18 protein-coding genes are annotated in these 18947 nt (G+C 50.4%); 10 read left to right on the forward strand and 8 right to left on the reverse strand.

Annotated features, from left to right (window positions below; all coding sequences use genetic code 11):
* Positions 1-135: 135 nt before the first annotated feature.
* Entirely contained in the window at positions 136-600 is a 465-nt protein-coding gene (locus JIN82_RS14870) for a CZB domain-containing protein (RefSeq protein WP_200312455.1), read from the reverse strand.
* A gap of 571 nt (positions 601-1171) precedes the next feature.
* On the opposite strand from JIN82_RS14870, the gene JIN82_RS14875 reads away from it, so the two are divergent.
* From JIN82_RS14875 to JIN82_RS14885, 3 genes are all read left to right on the forward strand, one after another.
* A complete protein-coding gene (locus tag JIN82_RS14875; RefSeq protein WP_200312456.1) occupies positions 1172-2629 on the forward strand; it encodes a sulfatase family protein in 1458 nt (485 codons plus the stop codon).
* 277 nt (positions 2630-2906) lie between these two features.
* Positions 2907-4505 carry an aspartate:alanine exchanger family transporter gene (locus JIN82_RS14880; protein WP_200312457.1) on the forward strand — a complete coding sequence of 533 codons (1599 nt, stop codon included), beginning with the start codon at positions 2907-2909 and terminating at the stop codon, positions 4503-4505.
* A gap of 62 nt (positions 4506-4567) precedes the next feature.
* The gene (locus JIN82_RS14885; RefSeq protein ID WP_200312458.1) at positions 4568-4993 is read left to right on the forward strand and encodes a hypothetical protein; all 426 of its coding nucleotides are present in this window, start codon (positions 4568-4570) and stop codon (positions 4991-4993) included.
* Positions 4994-5079: 86 nt separating this feature from the next.
* Here JIN82_RS14885 and JIN82_RS14890 read toward each other — a convergent pair whose 3' ends face one another.
* Entirely contained in the window at positions 5080-5910 is an 831-nt protein-coding gene (locus tag JIN82_RS14890) for a DMT family transporter (protein ID WP_234042074.1), read from the reverse strand.
* Here JIN82_RS14890 and JIN82_RS17370 point away from each other — a divergent pair.
* Entirely contained in the window at positions 5909-6061 is a 153-nt protein-coding gene (locus JIN82_RS17370) for a hypothetical protein (RefSeq protein ID WP_234042075.1), read from the forward strand. The two genes, JIN82_RS14890 and JIN82_RS17370, sit on opposite strands and share 2 nt — an antisense overlap.
* On the opposite strand, the gene pssA is transcribed toward JIN82_RS17370, so the two are convergent.
* The 6 genes from pssA to JIN82_RS14920 all read right to left on the reverse strand — a co-directional run bounded on the left by pssA (position 6058) and on the right by JIN82_RS14920 (position 11161).
* Positions 6058-6888 (reverse strand): CDP-diacylglycerol--serine O-phosphatidyltransferase, encoded by an 831-nt coding sequence (gene pssA, locus JIN82_RS14895; protein WP_200312538.1) that lies wholly within the window; start codon positions 6886-6888, stop codon positions 6058-6060. The two genes, JIN82_RS17370 and pssA, sit on opposite strands and share 4 nt — an antisense overlap.
* Before the next feature lie 64 nt (positions 6889-6952).
* Positions 6953-8005 (reverse strand): peptidylprolyl isomerase, encoded by a 1053-nt coding sequence (locus tag JIN82_RS14900; RefSeq protein WP_200312460.1) that lies wholly within the window; start codon positions 8003-8005, stop codon positions 6953-6955.
* A gap of 7 nt (positions 8006-8012) precedes the next feature.
* Positions 8013-9035 carry an MlaD family protein gene (locus tag JIN82_RS14905; protein ID WP_200312461.1) on the reverse strand — a complete coding sequence of 341 codons (1023 nt, stop codon included), beginning with the start codon at positions 9033-9035 and terminating at the stop codon, positions 8013-8015.
* A 366-nt stretch (positions 9036-9401) separates the two neighbouring features.
* A complete protein-coding gene (locus JIN82_RS14910; protein ID WP_200312462.1) occupies positions 9402-9701 on the reverse strand; it encodes a type II toxin-antitoxin system RelE/ParE family toxin in 300 nt (99 codons plus the stop codon).
* Between the two features lie 2 nt (positions 9702-9703).
* Positions 9704-9913 carry a hypothetical protein gene (locus JIN82_RS14915; protein ID WP_200312463.1) on the reverse strand — a complete coding sequence of 70 codons (210 nt, stop codon included), beginning with the start codon at positions 9911-9913 and terminating at the stop codon, positions 9704-9706.
* A 615-nt stretch (positions 9914-10528) separates the two neighbouring features.
* Complete coding sequence (locus JIN82_RS14920) at positions 10529-11161, reverse strand: hypothetical protein (RefSeq protein WP_200312464.1); 633 nt, start codon at positions 11159-11161, stop codon at positions 10529-10531.
* Positions 11162-11421: 260 nt separating this feature from the next.
* On the opposite strand from JIN82_RS14920, the gene JIN82_RS14925 reads away from it, so the two are divergent.
* The 6 genes from JIN82_RS14925 (at position 11422) to modC (ending at position 18916) form a co-directional block, all read left to right on the forward strand.
* The gene (locus JIN82_RS14925; RefSeq protein ID WP_200312465.1) at positions 11422-13440 is read left to right on the forward strand and encodes an ATP-dependent DNA helicase; all 2019 of its coding nucleotides are present in this window, start codon (positions 11422-11424) and stop codon (positions 13438-13440) included.
* Between the two features lie 5 nt (positions 13441-13445).
* Positions 13446-14213: a molybdate ABC transporter substrate-binding protein gene (modA, locus tag JIN82_RS14930; RefSeq protein ID WP_200312466.1), complete on the forward strand. Its 768-nt coding sequence runs from the start codon at positions 13446-13448 to the stop codon at positions 14211-14213.
* A gap of 101 nt (positions 14214-14314) precedes the next feature.
* On the forward strand, positions 14315-15646 hold the full coding sequence (locus JIN82_RS14935; RefSeq protein WP_234042076.1) for a hypothetical protein: 1332 nt from the start codon (positions 14315-14317) through the stop codon (positions 15644-15646).
* 18 nt (positions 15647-15664) lie between these two features.
* Entirely contained in the window at positions 15665-17089 is a 1425-nt protein-coding gene (locus tag JIN82_RS14940; RefSeq protein ID WP_200312468.1) for a hypothetical protein, read from the forward strand.
* Positions 17090-17165: 76 nt separating this feature from the next.
* Positions 17166-17852 (forward strand): molybdate ABC transporter permease subunit, encoded by a 687-nt coding sequence (gene modB, locus JIN82_RS14945; RefSeq protein ID WP_200312469.1) that lies wholly within the window; start codon positions 17166-17168, stop codon positions 17850-17852.
* Positions 17849-18916, forward strand: coding sequence for a molybdenum ABC transporter ATP-binding protein (gene modC, locus JIN82_RS14950; protein ID WP_200312470.1), 1068 nt, complete (start codon positions 17849-17851; stop codon positions 18914-18916). Before modB ends, modC begins: the two co-directional genes overlap by 4 nt.
* The last annotated feature ends 31 nt before the right edge of the window (positions 18917-18947 follow it).

Here is an 18947-nt window from a genome sequence, read left to right on the forward strand (position 1 = left end):
CCAGCTCTAGGCACAAAAAAACCACCCATGCGCAACTGCACATGGGTGGCTTTTTTTTGAACTCCAGCTGGAGAAACTAACACGCCATGGTAAAAAATGGCCAACTGCTAGAAGATCCAGCTCTCGTTCTATCAATTAAAGGTTTGCGCCTGCACTCTGCACTTCGCTCTCAAGGATGGTGAGCGCGCTGAGCAATGTTTCAGATACGTTAGTCAGGTCTTGCATCAGCTTCTGTGACATCTTCTCACACTCAGCTTTTGAGCCAGGGCGGAGGAATTTGTAAATCGTTGAACGCTGTGCTTCCTGCGCCTGCAGGTTGTAGATCTGCATGTAGATAGTGTGCAGCATCTCGTGTGGCGTAGCGATCGTTCTGTATGACTCTAGCTGGGAAAGAACGGCGCCTTCTCCATGGTACCACTTACCAAACTTACAATCTGTGTGCGCCAATGGAACGAGGTCCTGGCTGATAGTAATGCCTGAAAGCAATGCCTGTGCGTTTGTACGCCACTGAATGTGAGCTGCCTTTGCTGAGCGAATTTGAGCCAAAATTTGGGCTACCTTGTTCGCCTGAAGTTGTTCTAAAATTTCATTGTCGTTCATGATTTCTGCTGGTTTTGATTTTACTCAATTAGTCTCAATGATCTGATAGCCCGTTAGCATTCATCACATCCTAGGGTTGCAATGACACTCGTTCGTACTAGCCGAAGTTAGGGGGGTAATTAGTCACGATCCCGTTGCCGCTAAATTGATTTAAAACAATATCTTCGGTAAAGTTCTAAAAAGCACCCCGCTCTATCAAACCATTGTGTAAAATACCTGACCAAATACAAAGAAACCCAGATCTCACACAGCTAACTCATTAGAAGTAGGAGAGATATAAAAACATCCAGCGGGCACCCAGCGATATTCAAATCTGCACTTCAAACGCAAACTAACACCTAATTGGTTTTACTTAAAATCGACCGTTTTTGGCGCGAAAAACCAATTTTCACTATTCCACGTCGATCGCGCTGCCCATTTCACAAACTCCCCCCACCAACCATCTGATGCTGAACTAACTAAACCGACCGCGCTGAGTGATTAGTTAGGCATCGCGGCGAAATATCAGCCCGCAATGGAACCGGCGCCATCGTCAGCGAGCTTGCCCTGTATGATAGGGTGACCGTGAAACATGAATACATATATCTCAGCGCTCGCCGCGCTCTCACTCCTCAGCCAGCTCCCCACCTATGGAGAAAGGCCAAACATCGTCTTCATCATCGCCGATGATATTTCCCAGGAAGACCTTGGCTGCTACGGCCACCCCACCATCCAGAGCCCGCACATTGATGCGCTCGCCGCTGCAGGGATGCGCTTTGATAATGCTTATGTTACCGCGAGTAGCTGCAGCCCGAGCCGCTGCAGCATCATCACTGGCCGCTACCCACACAATACTGGCGCGCCAGAACTTCACCAGCTCTTGCCAGATGATCAGGTCACCTTCACCAAGCTGCTGCGCGACGCTGGCTACTATACGATTCTTTCGGGCAAAAACCACATGATTGGCCGCAACTCACAAGCCTTTGAAAAAAGGAGCAACGGTCGTGGACCTGGCCGCCAAGAAGACTGGGTGGAGCTGCTGCAAAATAGACCTAAAGACAAACCCTTCTTCGCCTGGTTTGCTTCCGTAGATGCTCATCGACCATGGAACTTCGACGACAATGCGCCTACCTATGAACACGATCAAGTTGTGGTGCCGCCGTACATTATCGATAACGAGGTCACGCGCACCGACTTCACCGGCTACTACCACGAGGTCAGCCGCTATGATTATTACATTGGCGAAGTCGTTGCTGAGCTCAAATCCCAAGGGGTGCTCGACAATACTCTGATTCTAGTCACCGCGGATAATGGTCGCCCATTTCCTCGCTGTAAAACACGCCTCTATGATAGCGGGCTGAAAACGCCTTGGATTGTGCATTTCCCCAAGCTCATTTCCCAGCCAGCTACTTCAGACAGCCTGATCAGCTCCATCGACTTCAGCGCCACCTGCCTCGAGCTAGCTGGCGTAGAAATTCCACCATCCGTGCAAGGTGTGAGCTTTTTACCTGTGCTCAAAGACCCAAAAGCAAAATCCCGCGAGCTCATCTTTGGTGAGCGCAACTGGCACATGTACCGAGGCCACGAGCGCATGGTGCGCTTTGGTGATCTCGTCTACATCAAAAACAATACCCCAAATGACTCCAACCTCAGCTACGAATCTGGCACCAACTACCCATCCGGCACCGAGATGTGGAAAGCGCAGGCCGCTGGCCAGCTCAGCGCCATGCAAGAGCAGATGTTCGAGACCCAAGTGGAAGAACTTTTTGACCTCACTAAAGACCCCATGCAGACCAACAACCTGGCCAATAACCCAGAGTACGCCAAAGCACTTGAGCAAGGGCGCAAACTGCTCGGCCAGTGGACCAAACAAACTGGCGACTCCGTTCCCGACCAGCTCACGCCAGATAAACATGCGCCACCAAAAATTGTCGACGGCGAGGTGATCTACCCAGTGCGCAAAGGCAAAATCCTTCGTGGCACACTGCCCGGCAGCGAAAATAAGGCGACAAAAATCAACCACCCAGGGCCAATCTGGCTCAAACCATAAGCGCCCACTTTTCCAGCCAGCCAGCTGCAATCATCAGCCACTTAGCATTCTCGGCGATGACACAACAGCTGGCTGCCCTGCGCTTGGCCACATCACCGAGCGCAGGCATTGAAACTGTTTACATTGAGTCATTCTTGCGCCAGCTCACCACCTATTAGGCGGCGCAAGAAAGGAGCTGTTTTTGTCAAGATCCTTGCTTCTATGAGCATTGCCCTAGTGGTTAAATAGGACTATTAGTGCGCCAGCACCACTCCGGTGCCATACACCACAACAGATCATGGAAGTTATTGATTCATTACTCCAAAATCCTCTCATTGCTCTTTTTGCAGTGGTTGGCTTAGGCCTAGCCCTAGGCAATATCAAAGTGGCCGGGTTATCACTCGGTACATCAGGCGTTCTCTTTGTCGCTCTATTATTTGGTCACCTTCACTACGAACTACCAAACCTCATTGGTAACATCGGCCTGGTGATCTTCGTCTACTGCGTTGGCATCGGTGCCGGCGGTCGTTTCTTCTCCAGTTTAGCCAATGAAGGGGTCACCTTCGCCAAACTCGCCTGCATCATCGTAGGTCTCGGCGGCGCCATGGCTTGGGGAGCTACTCAGTTCCTCGATATTCCAGCTCCTCTGAGTACTGGTATTTTCGCTGGTGCGCTTACTTCTACTCCAGCTCTCGCTGCAGCTACAGAGGCTACCACATCATCTGACGTGATCGTTGGTTATGGTATCGCCTACCCATTTGGGGTGATCGGCGTGGTGCTTTTTGTCCAGCTGATGCCACGTATCCTCAAGCTCGACCTCGACAAAATCGACCGTGAGCAAGCATCTAAAAACGACGAAGGTAACGAAGTGGTAAACGTGCTCGTAGAAGTCACCAACCCAAACATCTTTGGCCAGCGCCTCAACCGCTCAGAAATGGTCAACATCGACGGCTGCCAGATCTCTCGCATCATGGACGAAGCTGAAGAAAAACTTCGCCCGCTGAAATACGACGATACCTTCGAAGAAGGTCACTACATCCTGCTCGTTGGTCGTCAGAAAACCATCCAGCTGGCCATCGACTACATCGGCAAAGTCAGCGATCGCAGCTACACTAAAGATGTGGAAAATGAGCGCGCTCAGCTAGTGGTCACAAAAAAAGAATGCAGCAAGCGCCTCGGCAGCCTGCACACACTGAAAAACTTTGGTGTCACCGTGACTCGTATCACACGTATGGGTCAGACCATCATCCCAACTCGCGAGACCGTTGTTCAAGTAAACGACGTTCTGCGTACTGTGGGTACTCCAGATGGCATCGATGCCTTCGGTAAATCCATCGGTCACCGCTCACAAGCATTCGAGCAGACTGACCTCCTTTCTATCTGTGCAGGTATCGTCATGGGCATCATCCTCGGTATGATTCCATTTGGCCTTCCTGGCTCATCAGGCATCACCCTTGGCCTCGCTGGTGGACCGCTCATCATGGCGCTCATCCTCGGTCACTTTGGTCAGATTGGTCGCATCCGCGGACACATTCCACGTCCTACACGTATGCTCCTTCAGGACCTTGGTCTGGTATTCTTCCTTGCCAATGCTGGTGTTAAAGGTGGTGACAAAATGGCTGAAACACTCGCCGCTCAGGGCCCAATGTTGCTCTTTGTTGGTATCGCCATCACTACCGTGCCAATGCTGCTCGCCTACCCGCTAGCTACCAAACTATTTAAGCTTAACCCGCTGCAAGCACTCGGCGGCATCTGTGGTGGCATGACCTCCACACCTGCTCTCGGCGCCCTTACCAGCCGTACCACCTCAAACATCCCGGTGGTTAGCTACGCTACTATTTACCCAGTAGCCCTCATCGTTATGACCTTGCTCGCCAAGTTCCTCGTTGAGCTATAAGCACCCTTTCATAGTCCATATTGTTTAAAAGCGGTTGGCCCAGCTGGGCCAGCCGCTTTTTTTTGTCTCTACCTGCCCACGCTGCCAAACTTCCAGCGGTCACTGAGCCATGCCATCTGCTGAGATCTCAGGAAACCCGCCCGCGCCCAGTCCACCAGCATCGCTCAGAAATAGCAAAAATTGCCGTCAGCTGGGCCACAAACCCGTCAGCTGGTCCATTCCTCACAGCTCGCGGAAACTTTTTTCACCTTCGCAAAGAAAATCCATCATACCAGTTTATTCATTTATTTCAAATGACTGGTGTTTACCTAGACCGCCCATCAACCAAGCGATCGTATAATACATCCCACCACTTCTTTATTTATCCTCACGAAATACTCATTAGAATCTCACTCGAGGGCTTGATCATTGCGACCCCTGAACCAATTTCTACCAGCCTGCCCAGACTAGCAGGCATGGCCTTTATCATGCGCCGCAGGAAAGCGTAAGAACACCTTACCCCCTGTTTCATATTGGAAGGATGCGGTTGGCCATCTCGGTCAACCGCATTTTTCTTGCTAGAAAATATAGCCAGTTAGCGTTTGCCTAGCACATTGGCTAGCGCGCCAGCGACAATCAAAGCACCGCCAGCTAGCGTCCACCACGTTGGCAGCTCGCTAAATAACAGCCAGCCAAAGATCATTGAGAACAACACCTGCACGTACGAATACGCCGTCGCCCGACCTGCTTCCTCAGCGCGCAGCGCCTTAGTTAGAAATACCTGACCAAACTGGGTCGATAGACCAACTAGAAGTAACAGCGCCAGAGCTGGTCCATCTGGCATGACAAAACCGTCACCTAACATCATCACCGCCACCGGCAAAGTGATCAGCGGAAAATAAAAAATAATCACCGAGCTGTCTTCCGTCTGGCTCAGCTGGCGCACGATCACATAGGCCAGCGCGCTACCAAAAGCGCCCGCCAATGCCGCCGCCACACTCAGCGCGGGCAGGCTCATGCTAGCGCCAAATAGAAAGCTAGGACGCACCATGATTAACAAACCAGCTAGACTCAGCACAATACACAACAAGGTGGACCTGCGCACTTTTTCGTTAAGGAAAAGCAATGCTAACAAAGCGGTAAAAATCGGGTGCAGGTATTGTAAAATGGTGGCCTCAGCCAGCGGCAATGTGGTCACCGCATAATACACACACACCAATGCCAAAGAGCCAACCAGCCCGCGCGTGGCTAACAACTTTTTGTGATGCCCCCACGGCGAGATCTTTTTACGTCTGACGTCCGCGTAGCTGATGATCAACGAGACCAGGGCACGCGCGGCGACAATTTCCAAAATGGGAATACCCCGCAAGCCGACTAACTTCACGCAGGCAGTCATTGTAGCAAATCCCAGCGCCGAGAGTATCATGCAGCGCGCACCCGTTGGCACACTGGCCAACCAGCTAAAAATCGCTAGAGATGCCAGCTGTCTAGCAGGCGACTCAGACATAGGAAAAATGAATCATGAAGCTACGCTCGGCGCGGCTGGACGATGCCAGCTGGCGAGCCATTTCTACTAGCACTCGTCTTCGTCGAGCGCTTCTTCGATGTTATGCCGCCAGCGTTTTGACAGCCACGGGCGGATCAGCCCGTAGATCAGATAGAGTGAGAAAATCACCACTGGTGTGTACCAGCGAGTTTGCTCGTTAAACAAAAGCAAGATCACGCAGGCGCCAGCTACAATGCCCCACAGGCTCCCTTTGGAAGTCATACCAACTTTCTTAAAACTTGGGTATTCCACATTGCTGATCATCAGCGCCGACAGCCCTAACATTGCCGCACCGAGCACGTAATTCCACGCGCCCAGGTCTTGGTCGGTCTTGCTCAGGTGGATCAGCAAAAAGGTCACCGAAGCAATAAATCCAGCTGCCATCGGGATAGGGATGCCGCGGAAGTCCATCGACGCTCCTTCTTTTTTCGGCATCATGGCTAGACAGTTGAAGCGCGCTAGTCGCATCGCTCCGCAGAGCAGATAGATAAAGGCAATCGCCCAGCCCACTTTGGCTTCGAGATTAAACAATACCGCCTTGGAAACTAACATCGCCGGCGCCATGCCAAAGGAAACCACATCGGCAATCGAGTCAAATTCCTGGCCGAAGGGAGATTCTTTGCCACCCATGCGCGCCAGCCTACCATCTAGCAGGTCAAACAAACAGGATCCAAAGATCAGCAAAATCGCATCTTGATAGTAGCTGTAGGCTAGCGAGAAATCATAACTCCCGCTGGCATTGGCTACTTCCATGCCCTTGAAAATGGTTAGCACCGCAAAAAATCCGCAACACAAGTTGCCCGCCGTCATCAGGTTAGGCAGCAAATAGATTTTAGGTTCACCAGTATCGTGCTTCATCGCCTCTTTTAGATACATGCTTCAGCTGGAATAAACAGCGAAAAAGCTGCCACTGCGCACATGCCTACAATCCATCGAATGAAAATAATACCACCTTGCCTGGGTGCATCGCCCGCAAGTTCGCGCGGTATTGGCGAATCGCCTCAGTGCGGCGCATGTCAGCTAGGTTGCTTTTTATCTCATCAGCCAGCTCGTCGTAACTCGCCTGACGCGCTGGATTTACCGCCACCACCTCAGCAATGTGCCAGCCCAGCGAGCTCTCAATCAGCCTCGGCTGACCAGTTTCCAGCTGGAATACAGCTTGGGCAAAATCTTCCGGCAAGCGACCTTCGTGCATCCACCCCAGCTCACCGCCGCGCGATTTATTGGCGGCATCTTCACTCACCGCTGCGGCCGCATCGGCAAAGTCAATTTGGCCAGACTCGATATTGCCCAGCACCTGCTCGAGCCGCTGTTTCACCACCGCGCTGTCTTTGTTGAGCTTGGCGATGAATATGTGCCTCACCCGCCGGCTCTCTGGCTGCGCCAGCTCAGATTTATTTTGCTCAAACCACGCGATCGCCAGCTCGTCATCGATAGCTACTGCGTCACTGATTTTCTCAGCGAGGTAAATATCCTGCTGCAGCTGGGCGGCAATGCGGTAGCGCATCTCCTCGTCGTTCTCGATGCCCTGAGCTACCAGCGCCTGCTGGTATTCCTCGTCACTAGCAAAGCGCGCTTTGAAATACGCCAGCTGTTGGTCGATTTTCTCCTCAGCCACCGGGTATTCGCCTTGGTTAAAGCGCACTTTGATACGCATCAGCTCTTCATCAATCAGCTCCTCAAGCACCACCTTGCGCCACATTTCCAGCTGCTTGGCTGGTAAATCTGCACGCTTCTGGTCCATGCGCCACAGCCGTTCGTCCAGCCGCCGGTCCACCTGCCCCAGATAGATGGGTTTGCCATACACTCTAGCCACCATGCCCTGCGCGCGCATCGCCGCCACCAGCTCATCGCTGTCTGAGCGCATGTTGTCAATTTCCCCTTTCACCGGCCCCTTAAAAACAAAAAAGTCCAGTGCTAGGTAAATAATCAGCAGCCACCAGACTACCATGCGTACCACAAATGATTTCGACATTTTCATCTTAGCGTCGGCGTCCTTGAGGTTTCAGCCGCGGGTCATTCTCCGCAGAAGTTTCGTCGTCTTTATACCCTAAAATCCCGTGTCTGCGCAGGTTGTTCAGAAATACCTTAGTATCGGTTTTCACCTCCTGATCGTAAACCAGCGTGCCAATCAAACCGTCGTCGCTCTTCAGCTGCTCCATCGTTTCCTCAGCCGCTTGCGCCGTATTTTTGATGCTGCGGATCGCTTCTGGCAGCTCATTCAGCGCCGGCTCCACATTGGCAATCTGCTGGTTCGCGCTGGCAAACATCGCCTTCGCGCCATCCACCGCATCATTTACATTGGCAATCGCCTCACGCGCCTCGCGAAATGTCGGCTGCAGTTCTTGGCTCGATGCCTTCATCTCCTCGCTCGCCTGCTCCAAATTCACCATCGTCGTGCGAAAACTATCCAAATTTTCATCCGAAAGCACACCGCCATTCACCTTCTCCATCGACACATTCAGCTGGCCAGCCACATCGCGGATGTCATCCAGCGCACCATCAATCTTCATCAATGTCGTCTTAGCATTTTCCATCAAGGTACGGGCATCTCGCGCCACACTCTCAGCATCACTCTGAATCGCATCAAATCCACCTGCCCCCACGCCCATCAGCTTCTCACCCGGCGCAAAATACTCATCCACCTCACCAGCTGGCGGAGAAATCTGAATGTACTTATCCCCCAGCAAACCCGAGGAAACAATCGTGAATGCCGATCCTCGCGGCACCTTGATCTTGTCCACAATGCGCAACTCCATACTCACCGTGCCATGGCCAGTCAGCTCAGGCTTGCTCGCCACTCGCCCCACTTTGGCACCGCGCAGCTTCACCTCACTGCCCTTAATCAAGCCCGCCGTATCAGGAAATTCTATCACCAGCGGGTACTGGCCCTTAAACCGATCACCAAACCGACCGAACTGAACGATCAAGGCACCCAGCATCAACAGACCTATCAATACAAATAGGCCTGCGCGAGTTTCGGTTTTACTATCCTGACTAGGCATAAACACATACTCCACGCGCACCGCAGAGATTCAAGTAAAACAACAATTCAAGATAAAGACAGAGAGGGAAGATTTAAGTTTTCAGACCTTTGCATGGAAACCCCCGCTACAAATCCAGCCAGCTGCAAGTGAACCCACCAGCTGGAATCACGCAAGTCGTCTAGAGTGCGCGTGCTTTAGCACCGCTTTTGGCTTCACCACCCGCGACACCACCAACAGCCAATTCTTAACCAAGCCCCATAACCACCAGCAGAAATCACTCACCAGCTAGAATCACTCACCAGCTAGAATCACCCACCAGCTAGAATCAACCGCCAGCTAGAATCAACCGCCAGCTAGACAAACCAACACCAATGGATCGGTAATTTACTTTCGCCGCACGCCAAACGTCGGCTCGCTCCGATCGTGACGCACTGCTGTCACACGCACGTAATCGGGAAAATCTCTGAACAATACATGTATGGGGAAGTCCTGAAGCTTACTCCGCCTCAGCCCCGCGCCAATAAGATCAAAATGATGCCTCTCAGGATGGCTAGCCGCGGAATCAATCGCTGCCAGCAAATCATTCCAAAAGCGGTCTCCTAATTCTTGGGAAATACCTTCGTAATAGGTCAAAATTTCGCGCACCTCAGAAGGAACACGAGGGTGGTAAACAACCTTTCTCATAGCTAGTCACGCCCGACCTGACTCAAAAAATCTTCGTGCGATAACAACTCCACGGAAGCAGAATCCATTTCCTGCTCACGTTCGAGAATCTCGCGATCCGAAACACCAGCAAAAGGCACAGGCAGCTCGTGTATCAAAAACGCCAGCAAACCTTCCTTTTCTTCAAAAGTAAGTGCCGCTGCCTGCCTTTGCACATCTACGAGATTAGCCATAAGCTGATTATAATGCGGCTTCAGAGTAAGGCAAGATCGGAGAAATGGATCGTTTTCAGACCTGTGCCATGAAACTACTGCAACTCAAACCTCCCCAGCTAGAATCACCAACCAGCTAGAATCACCAACCAGCTAGAATCACCCACCAGCTAGAATCACCCGCCAGCTAGAACCACCAACCAGCTAGAACCACCAACCAGCTAGAATCACCCGCCAGCTAGAACCACCAACCAGCTAGAATCACCCACCAGCTAGAATCACCCGCCAGCTAGAACCACTCCAGCTAGAACCACGCAAGTCGTCTAGAGTGCGCGTGCTTTAGCACCGCTTTTGGCTTCACCACCCGCGACATCACCAACAGCCAATTCTTAACCAAGCCCCATAACCACCAGCAGAAATCACTCACTAGCTAGAACCACCCCAGCTAGAACCTCTCACTAGCTGGAATCACGCAAGTCGTCTAGAGTGCGCGTGCTTTAGCACCGCTTTTGGCTTCGCCACCCGCGACACCACCAACAGCCAATTCTTAACCAAGACCCATAGCCACCAGCAGAAATCACCCACCAGCTAGAACCTCTCACTAGCTGGAATTCACACCTCTCTCATCACCACTCACTATTCGATGCTCGCAGCTTGGCCATCGATCTCTGGCTCGCTCTCCACCTGTTCTTGGATGAAATACGGCCACAGGTCTTTTTTATCAGATCCGCGATTGGCGATGCCATCTAGGCTCTCCTCTTGGTCCATGGTGCCAGTGTAGACCATGGAATACAGCGCTATGCCCTTCATCGCAACGGCTAGATTTTCCACCTGCAGGTCATGCTCGTGCAGTTGCTTGTTAGCTGCCAGCCACGCCAGTTCAGCCAGCGAGTCTTTGGCTTCATCTGTGAATTTTCTCAGCTTTGGCGCGTGTACTACAAAACAAGCTGAGTCTTCTGATAGAGAACAATAGGTAATGAAGTTTCCTTTGCTAGAGCTGATCCCCTTTTTCTTTGCTTCAGTAAATAACAACTCACGCATCGATTTCATGTCAGAGCCAAATCCATTAGCTAGAGTCACCGCTTGCTCGGTATTGCCGTAGCCGACTTGGTCTTTGAATACCGCAATTGCTGACTCGGCTCGCTCTAATTCGGCCTGCCCCGGCTGCATCTCGCGCGGCTCAGAGTCGCCAAAGATAAGCCCGACCACAATGAGCCCAACAAAAGCAATAATGGCTGCAACAACTATAAATAGACATCCTTTTTTCATGACCACCAGAGATGGCAAACAGCTAGATCTGAGTAAATGTTATATCCTCCCCGCGGCCCATTTATTAGAAAAATCAGCCAGAATATCAAAAATCAAGTCACACATAAACTGGCGGCCTAACGATTCATCTGACATCCCAGCTGATGAGATGATAACTACCAGCCGGAGGCGACAGTAAATCATCACTGAGCTAGCTGAAAAAAAATCCCTGCACACGTCTTGCCGCCGGTGGGAGTCTGCGCTAAAACTACCACTCGCACATGATTGGACTCGCAGAAAATGGCCCTGGGGCCGCTGGCAGTAATGATCTCGCCATGGAAATGCAGGAGGCATTTTCCACCAGCGGGTTATTGTCAAAATCCCCCGACTTCGAATACCGCCAGCAGCAGCAGCAACTCGCCGTCAAGGTGGCTGAGTGCCTGGAGGGACGCCAAGTGCTCTGCGCGGAAGCAGGCACTGGGGTGGGCAAATCGCTCGCCTACCTGCTGCCTGCCATTCGTTTTGCCATAGAAAAGAACCGCAAGGCGATCATTTCTACCCATACCATCAACCTGCAAGAACAGCTCATCGGCAAAGACATCCCGATGGTGAAAAAGCTGCTCGGCATCGATTTCAAAGCCGCCATTCTCAAAGGCCGCGGCAACTACGTCTGCCCAGCTAGATTGCGCCGCGCGATGGAGCAGAAAGGTGATCTCTTCACTGATAGCGAGGTCAAAGAGCTCAAACAAATCTGGGATTGGGCCGAAGGCACACGCGACGGCACACTCAGTGATCTGGACTTCCAGCCGAGCCCAAAAGTTTGGAGTTTGGTCTGCAGTGACGGTGCCGTGTGTACCGTGCGCAAGTGTGGCCGACGCGGTAATTGTTTCTATCAGGAAGCTAGAAAAGTGGCTGAGGAAGCCAACATCGTGGTGCTCAACCATACGCTTTTCTTCTCGCTGCTAGACATCGCCGAGCTCGACGATAAAGACGATGGTTACATCTTTCCTAACGACTTTGTTATTTTTGACGAGGCTCATACCATGGAGCACGTCGCTGCCGTCCAGTTAGGGCTGCGGTTATCGCAGTCGAGCCTGAAATTTGACATCAACCGGCTGTACAACCCTCGCAGCAAAAAGGGCGTGCTGAAAACGCTGCGCCACGCTGGTGCCATCACCGCCGCCAAAGACCTGATAGAAGAGGTGGATGACTTTTTCTATGCCGTGGGCGAGCAAGTCGAGTTTGGTAAATTTGGCAAAGAATGCCGTATCCGCCAGCCAGAACTGTGTGAAAATACGCTGGCTGAACCGCTGCGGAAATTTTGGCTGCAGATAGAAGACGCTGCTGAGAAGTTAGAAAAAGAAGCCACCACACGAGCTGAGCTATTGGATGCCGCCCGGCGCATGCGTGAGGCGCATTCTAGCGTGCGCATGTTTCTCGATCAAGAAGACGAAGACTCGGTCTACTGGGTGGAAAAAGGTGGCCGTGACGGCGACGTGCTCAACTTACGAGCAGCGCCTATCAACGTGGCTGATCGCCTCCGCCAGCTGATGTTTAGGCCGGGCAAAACTTGTGTGCTCACCAGCGCCACGCTAGGCACTGGCGACCAAGACCTGAGCTACTTCCGCACCCGCGTGGGAGCCGAAGACTCAACCGCGGTAAAGATTGGCAGCCCATTTAACTACAAAGAGCAGATGGAAGTCTACGTCATCAAATCGATGCCAGACCCAGCTGATAGTGAGCGCTACGAAAAGGCCATGGTGCACTGGCTGCAGCGTGTGATCAAATATTCTAACGGCAAAGCCTTTGTATTATTCACCAGCTACCGGCTGATGCGCAACGTCGCCGATGCGATGAAATCATTCTTCCGCGATAACGACTGGCAGCTGCTGGTTCAAGGTGACGGCACGCCGCGCCATCGCATGGTGGAAATCTTCCGCGAGGACATTAGCTCGGTGCTGTTTGGCACTGATAGTTTTTGGGCGGGTGTTGATGTGCCGGGTGAGGCGCTTTCTAACGTCATCATCACCCGGCTACCATTTGCGGTGCCAGACCACCCGCTGGTGGCATCCAAGTTAGAAGCGATCGAAGAAGAAGGTGGCAATCCATTTATGGACTACTCCGTGCCCGAGGCGATCATCAAGCTACGCCAAGGAGTCGGCCGATTAATCCGCTCAGAAAAAGACAAAGGCATGGTGGTGATTCTCGACAACCGCGTGGTCACCAAACGCTACGGGAAAAAATTCCTCAACGCGCTACCAGATGCGCCAGTCAAAATAGTCAACCAAGAGATGGAGTGAGACGCATGCGCACCATCTATCTATCCTTGCTAGCTCTATTAGCGATCACTGTCAGTGGCTGCAAAAAAAGCGAGCAAAGCACCGATGACAAGGAAATCACCATTGCCGTGGCTAGCAACTTCGCTTCAGCCGCCAAGGTCCTTGTCGAGGCCTTCAAAGCAGACCACGACATTAACGTTACTGTTTCGCTAGGTTCTAGCGGCAAACATTTCTCTCAAATATCCAATGGTGCCCCATACGATATATTTCTATCAGCTGACAGTCAACGGCCACTAAAGCTGCAACAATCTGGACTCACAAAGTCAGCTCCAAAAACCTACGCCATTGGCCAACTGTGCCTGTGGAGCCCTGACCCAAAGCTTGTCGACCCTCAAGGCTACATCCTCAAGTCCCCAAACAGTTTTAAGCATCTAGCCATCGCCAACCCAAAGCTAGCGCCCTACGGCAAAGCCAGCTCAGAGACACTTAAACACCTCGAGCTCTATCAATCGTTACGCTCTAAAATCGTCACCGGAGAAAATATCAATCAGACCTATCAATTCATCACCAGTGGCAACGCGGAGCTAGGGTTCATCGCCTACTCACAAGTCCTCAATTCAGCTAACCATAAGACCTCCGGATCACACTGGCTCGCCCCCCAGACACACCATCCCCCCATAGCGCAACAAGCTGTACTACTCTCAAACTCCCCTAGTGCAGAGATTTTCTATCAATTTCTATTTTCCCCACAAGCACAGGAAATCATTAAGATGTCTGGGTATCTTGTGCCATAGAGTCACAACCGCTCGCCCCCCCAACATAACAGCAACAATCTAACTCCCCTGATTCTTGTTTGCATAGTTGAATAAAATAAGCACTCTGTTATCAGGCTTCCGTGAAAGGGCGAAATTTCAAACTCATTAGTTACGGAAGCATTGCTTTTGCCATAGGTGCATACTCCTCAGCTCGCATGGCTGAACGATTCCAGCCTAATCATTCTGAACCTGCGGAATCTCATGTAGAAGCTAAGAGTGTTAAAATAAAGAAGCCAGAGCAAGCGATCGCTAATAAACAAGCTTTAGAGCAAATCTCATCTTTTCTTGAATCTAATGAAAATTATTCCTTAGGGTATCTTGAACGCAGTAAACTACGATCTATCATTTCAGATTTCAATGAGCATGAATTAGGTTTCGTACTCAAAGAAATGCTGCCTGATATCAAATATACTCATAGGAGCCGCTTCGGTACTGCTGAAGAATTATTATCTGCATTAGTCAAAATAAACCCAAGAAGCGCAGAAGAAGTCATCCTATCAGAGTATAGAACGCCGGTAGAAGTCCTAAATCGCCTAATGAGATCCTTCATGATCACTTGGTTAACCATTGATCATGAATCAGCAAGTGAAAGGTACTTAGACCCGAATGGTGTAATTTACGTATCTAGACTCGGTAACAATGATTTCTATATATTGAGCGCGCTAGATTATGCCTCCTTCACTCATGATCGAGAGGCCTTTCTTTCCTCTCTTGATAGCCTCGGAACGAATAAATTCAAGACAGTCACTCCTCACGAAATATTAGGGGCAAGCCCTCGAATGGCCTTTATTTTACATCAACTTAATACGCAAGGCGAGGATTTGAATAGCATATTAAAAATAATACCTAACCTAACGCTGAGACTTGATACTCTTCAGGACATGGTCGAAAATTATAGCGATGCTCATCTAGATACTTATCTTGAAACTATAGAATCTGCCGACTGGATTAAGAACGCTGATAAGTCTAGACTATTATCCGCATTATTCAAAAAAGCCTCAAAATGCGATCCTAACTTCTTCATTCAAAAAGCAGTTATCGAAGGTTTTTCAGAACACTACAAAATCGAAGACGAATGGTTTGTAGATGCATTTATTGCGTGGGAAATAGCTCCTGCTAACCCTAAAACTGATGAAGTTTTAAAGCTACTTTCAAACCGATTGGAAATAGATAAGCTTATTTACCTAAAAATACAAAACTCGTCCTTAACTGATGGTTCTGAAGAGCAAAGCATGAATCTAAATATGAAATGGGCCATGAAGATTCAAGAGGAGATATATAGAAAACATTACCTTAATGAGCTTTATATAAAGTATAGTCGCTGGCTAAAATATAATACGAATAATGAGCTTAAGCCAGAGCAGTGGCTAAATTCCCAGCCAGCAGATATTCAAAATTGCATCACCAAATAAGAGGACCCAAAAACAATCATGAAAAAATGCATAGCAACCCTCTTGTTATTAGGATGTATCTTTGGTGTCTTAATAACAGTAGCCTCAAAATCAAACTCCGACGGTAATCAAAACCTAAATCAGAACGAAGTTAGCAGTGCCAGCTCAGGGAACTTCGATAAGGTAAAGTTCATAGACGATACCCAATCCCTAATCGCTCAGTCCAACTATCTTGCCCTCGGATTATTTTATCAAGACCTTGATACCCAACATAATATTTGGCTGAGAGTAAAAAGTCTAGATATCAGTGAAGTCGAAGAATTATTGCCTTATGTAGAAGCTATCGAGAAAGAGCAGCCATCTACTACATCAACATATTTAGCCGACATGCTTATAGAGTGGTACACGGCATTGAGTAAGGAAAAATCCTATGCATATGCCACAGCTACAGGAAACACACAGATGTCAGCCAGAGTACTCGCGCAGTGGGAGCAGCATGACTCAGAGGACCTAAAAGCCTTCTATACAAAACTTGTCAATGAGCCCAATACTTCGGGCTCTCAGCCAGCCTTATCTTCTGGCAGACTTCACGAAAGATTATTCCCTACACTACTATCAAACAATATTCCCTTAGGCATCGAGGCCGCAGTAAATGAATGGAATTACAATCTCAATGACATCTTATCTGAGGCCATCTTTGCTAATAGAGATAATGATGAATTCATAACATCTATTCTGGATTATTTGAAAACCTATCAGAACAATGACATAAGAAGGATTGTTTATGAAAATATTCCCCACGAAAAATTTGATAGCCAAAGTGCGACAGCATACTTGTCTACTGTCGAAGGTTTATCGGAAAGAGCTCGGATTGCACTGCTGTTAGCAAGTGGCCATATTACTGAGTTCGAAACAAGCTCAGCACTAGATCAGCTATGCAATCTAATCAATGACGTAGATCTATTATCAACTGTGGCAATTTGGCATATGAATCATCTGGCTAGAGTAAATCCAGAGCAATTAAAAGCTTGGCTATCTCAAGATGAAAGAGCGGAAATAAAAGATACATTCATTGCTGCACTATTACGTAATTCACACGCGCCGTGGTACAGTGGCAAAGGAGCTCTCTATTGGATAGATCTCATGAACGACAGAGAGCTACATTCCAGATCCATCACTACAGCATGTAACCGTGGTTTTCGACTAGGTGAAAAGGGCCTCAAAGAATGGATAATTAATTATTCCACCGATGAGATTCGATACAATTTTGCTTTAGATCATATTTGGGAGAACCCTAAAGCAGCTCTTGATGTAGCGCTGAGTATAAAGGATGAGCCTAAAAAAACGAAAGTAGCTAGATATATCTATCAACAATTCTCCCGCGATAAGGCCAATGATTCAGAAGAATGGTTTATCGAGCAAAATGACGCAGTCAAAGCCTTATTACACGGGCCCTTAAACTAAAAGAGTTCGAGTTCTCCTCTCTTGCTTCTGCGAGAACTCTCAGCTAAACTAGAGGCAACAAGAACCGCAAACGACCTTGTTCACCTTTCCCGAAAATTCAGTCACCGCACTGACTCTGACCTTTGAACTCGCCCTGATCACCACGGTGATCTTGCTAGTGATAGGCACGCCGCTGGCGTGGTGGCTGGCAAATACGCGCTCGCGTTTTCGTGGATTGATAGAAGCCTGTGTAGCGCTGCCGCTGGTGCTGCCGCCCACGGTGTTAGGATTTTACTTACTGGTAGCGCTCGGCCCGCGTGGCCCCATTGGCCAGCTCACCGACCAGCTAGCTTTGCCCTCACTAGCATTTTCATTTTCAGGTTTGGTGATTGGCTCGGTGATCTACTCGTTGCCATTTGTCGTGCAGCCGCTGCAGAATACCTTCCGCAGCCTAGACCGCTCGCTGAGCGATGCGGCAGCAACAATGCGCGCCACTCCGCTCGACCGCTTTTTCTCTTTGGTGGTGCCGCTTTCATGGTCTGGCTTCATCACCGCCAGCGTCTTAGGGTTTGCCCATACCTTGGGTGAGTTTGGGGTGGTTTTGATGATTGGTGGCAATATCCCCGGCAAAACTCAGGTCGTTTCCATCGCCATTTACGAGCAGGTTGAGTCGATGAATTATCCCGCCGCCCACGCGCTTTCCGCCATTTTGTTAGTCATCTCATTTGTTATCCTCAGCGCTTTATTCACGCTCAACAAATCACGGAGAGGAGGGCTGTATTGAGCTTAGAAATTGACCTTTTCTGCGAGCGTGATGGATTTTTGCTAGAAGCAAAACATCACTTTCCTGCCAGCGGCATCAGCGGTGTATTTGGGCCATCTGGCTGTGGTAAAACCACGCTGCTGCGGGCAATTGCTGGCCTCATCCCGAGCCGCGGTGACCTGCATTTCAAGGCGACCAGCTGGCAGCGCGATGGCCGCCAGTTAGTGCCCGTCCACCAGCGCAACCTCGCGTACTTGGCGCAGCAGCCAGCGCTTTTCCCTCACCTCGATGTGGCGGGAAATTTGGCTTACGCCTACAAACGCGTGCCCAAGCTGCAGCGGCAAATCACCCCGCAGCTGGCGAGCGACATCATGGGCATTGGCGACTACCAACACCGCGGTCCAGCCAGCCTATCAGGAGGAGAAAAACAACGTGTGGCAATTGCTAGAGCACTGTGCTCAAACCCGCAGCTTTTGCTGATGGATGAGCCTCTATCAGCACTTGATAGTGAGGCCAAATCCCAGCTGCTACCGTACCTGAAATCTATCCACCACGAGCTCGATTGCCCGATTATCTACGTCTCTCACAGCCAGACTGAAATGGCTCAGCTGGCCGACCAGCTAGTGATCATGCACGAAGGTGGCATCGTGCGCCACGGCCCAGCTGACCAGCTGCTCAGCCAGCTAGATTCTCCGCTGGCGCTGACTAACAACGCGGTTTCTATCGTTCACGCGCGAGTCCTCGAGCACGATGCCGAATTCCACCTGAGCGAGCTGGATAGCGACATCGGCAAGCTAGTGGTCCCGCTTGTCGATCTACCAGCTGGAAGCCAGCTGCGATTGTGTCTGGCGGCCAAAGACATCAGCCTGTGTTTGGAAAAACCGACATCGTCAAGCATTCAAAACATCCTGCCGGCCACCGTCTCGGCTATTTCTGAGGCGCAGCAAGGAGCCGTCACCGTGCAGCTGGAATGCCACGGTCATCACCTGCTCGCCAAGCTCACCGCCAAGTCGGCCAGCGAGTTAGACCTACAAGCGGGCAAATCTGTCTTCGCGCAGATCAAGAGCGTTAGTGTGTCTAGTTAAAGGAATCCAGCCAGCTGGCATTTCCTGACCA

The organism is Persicirhabdus sediminis (assembly GCF_016595495.1).
Lineage (GTDB): Bacteria > Verrucomicrobiota > Verrucomicrobiia > Verrucomicrobiales > Akkermansiaceae > Persicirhabdus > Persicirhabdus sediminis.

What these genes read in the sequence shown, in the direction of transcription:
- JIN82_RS14870 (WP_200312455.1), bottom strand. Translation starts at nt 600, where the DNA reads ATGAACGACAATGAAATTTTAGAACAACTTCAGGCGAACAAGGTAGCC.
- JIN82_RS14925 (WP_200312465.1), top strand. Translation starts at nt 11,422, where the DNA reads ATGATTGGACTCGCAGAAAATGGCCCTGGGGCCGCTGGCAGTAATGAT.
- JIN82_RS14920 (WP_200312464.1), bottom strand. Translation starts at nt 11,161, where the DNA reads ATGAAAAAAGGATGTCTATTTATAGTTGTTGCAGCCATTATTGCTTTT.
- JIN82_RS14910 (WP_200312462.1), bottom strand. Translation starts at nt 9,701, where the DNA reads ATGAGAAAGGTTGTTTACCACCCTCGTGTTCCTTCTGAGGTGCGCGAA.
- JIN82_RS14890 (WP_234042074.1), bottom strand. Translation starts at nt 5,910, where the DNA reads ATGATACTCTCGGCGCTGGGATTTGCTACAATGACTGCCTGCGTGAAG.
- JIN82_RS14905 (WP_200312461.1), bottom strand. Translation starts at nt 9,035, where the DNA reads ATGCCTAGTCAGGATAGTAAAACCGAAACTCGCGCAGGCCTATTTGTA.
- JIN82_RS14900 (WP_200312460.1), bottom strand. Translation starts at nt 8,005, where the DNA reads ATGTCGAAATCATTTGTGGTACGCATGGTAGTCTGGTGGCTGCTGATT.
- modA (WP_200312466.1), top strand. Translation starts at nt 13,446, where the DNA reads ATGCGCACCATCTATCTATCCTTGCTAGCTCTATTAGCGATCACTGTC.
- JIN82_RS17370 (WP_234042075.1), top strand. Translation starts at nt 5,909, where the DNA reads ATGCAGCGCGCACCCGTTGGCACACTGGCCAACCAGCTAAAAATCGCT.
- pssA (WP_200312538.1), bottom strand. Translation starts at nt 6,888, where the DNA reads ATGAAGCACGATACTGGTGAACCTAAAATCTATTTGCTGCCTAACCTG.
- JIN82_RS14915 (WP_200312463.1), bottom strand. Translation starts at nt 9,913, where the DNA reads ATGGCTAATCTCGTAGATGTGCAAAGGCAGGCAGCGGCACTTACTTTT.
- JIN82_RS14875 (WP_200312456.1), top strand. Translation starts at nt 1,172, where the DNA reads ATGAATACATATATCTCAGCGCTCGCCGCGCTCTCACTCCTCAGCCAG.
- JIN82_RS14940 (WP_200312468.1), top strand. Translation starts at nt 15,665, where the DNA reads ATGAAAAAATGCATAGCAACCCTCTTGTTATTAGGATGTATCTTTGGT.
- JIN82_RS14880 (WP_200312457.1), top strand. Translation starts at nt 2,907, where the DNA reads ATGGAAGTTATTGATTCATTACTCCAAAATCCTCTCATTGCTCTTTTT.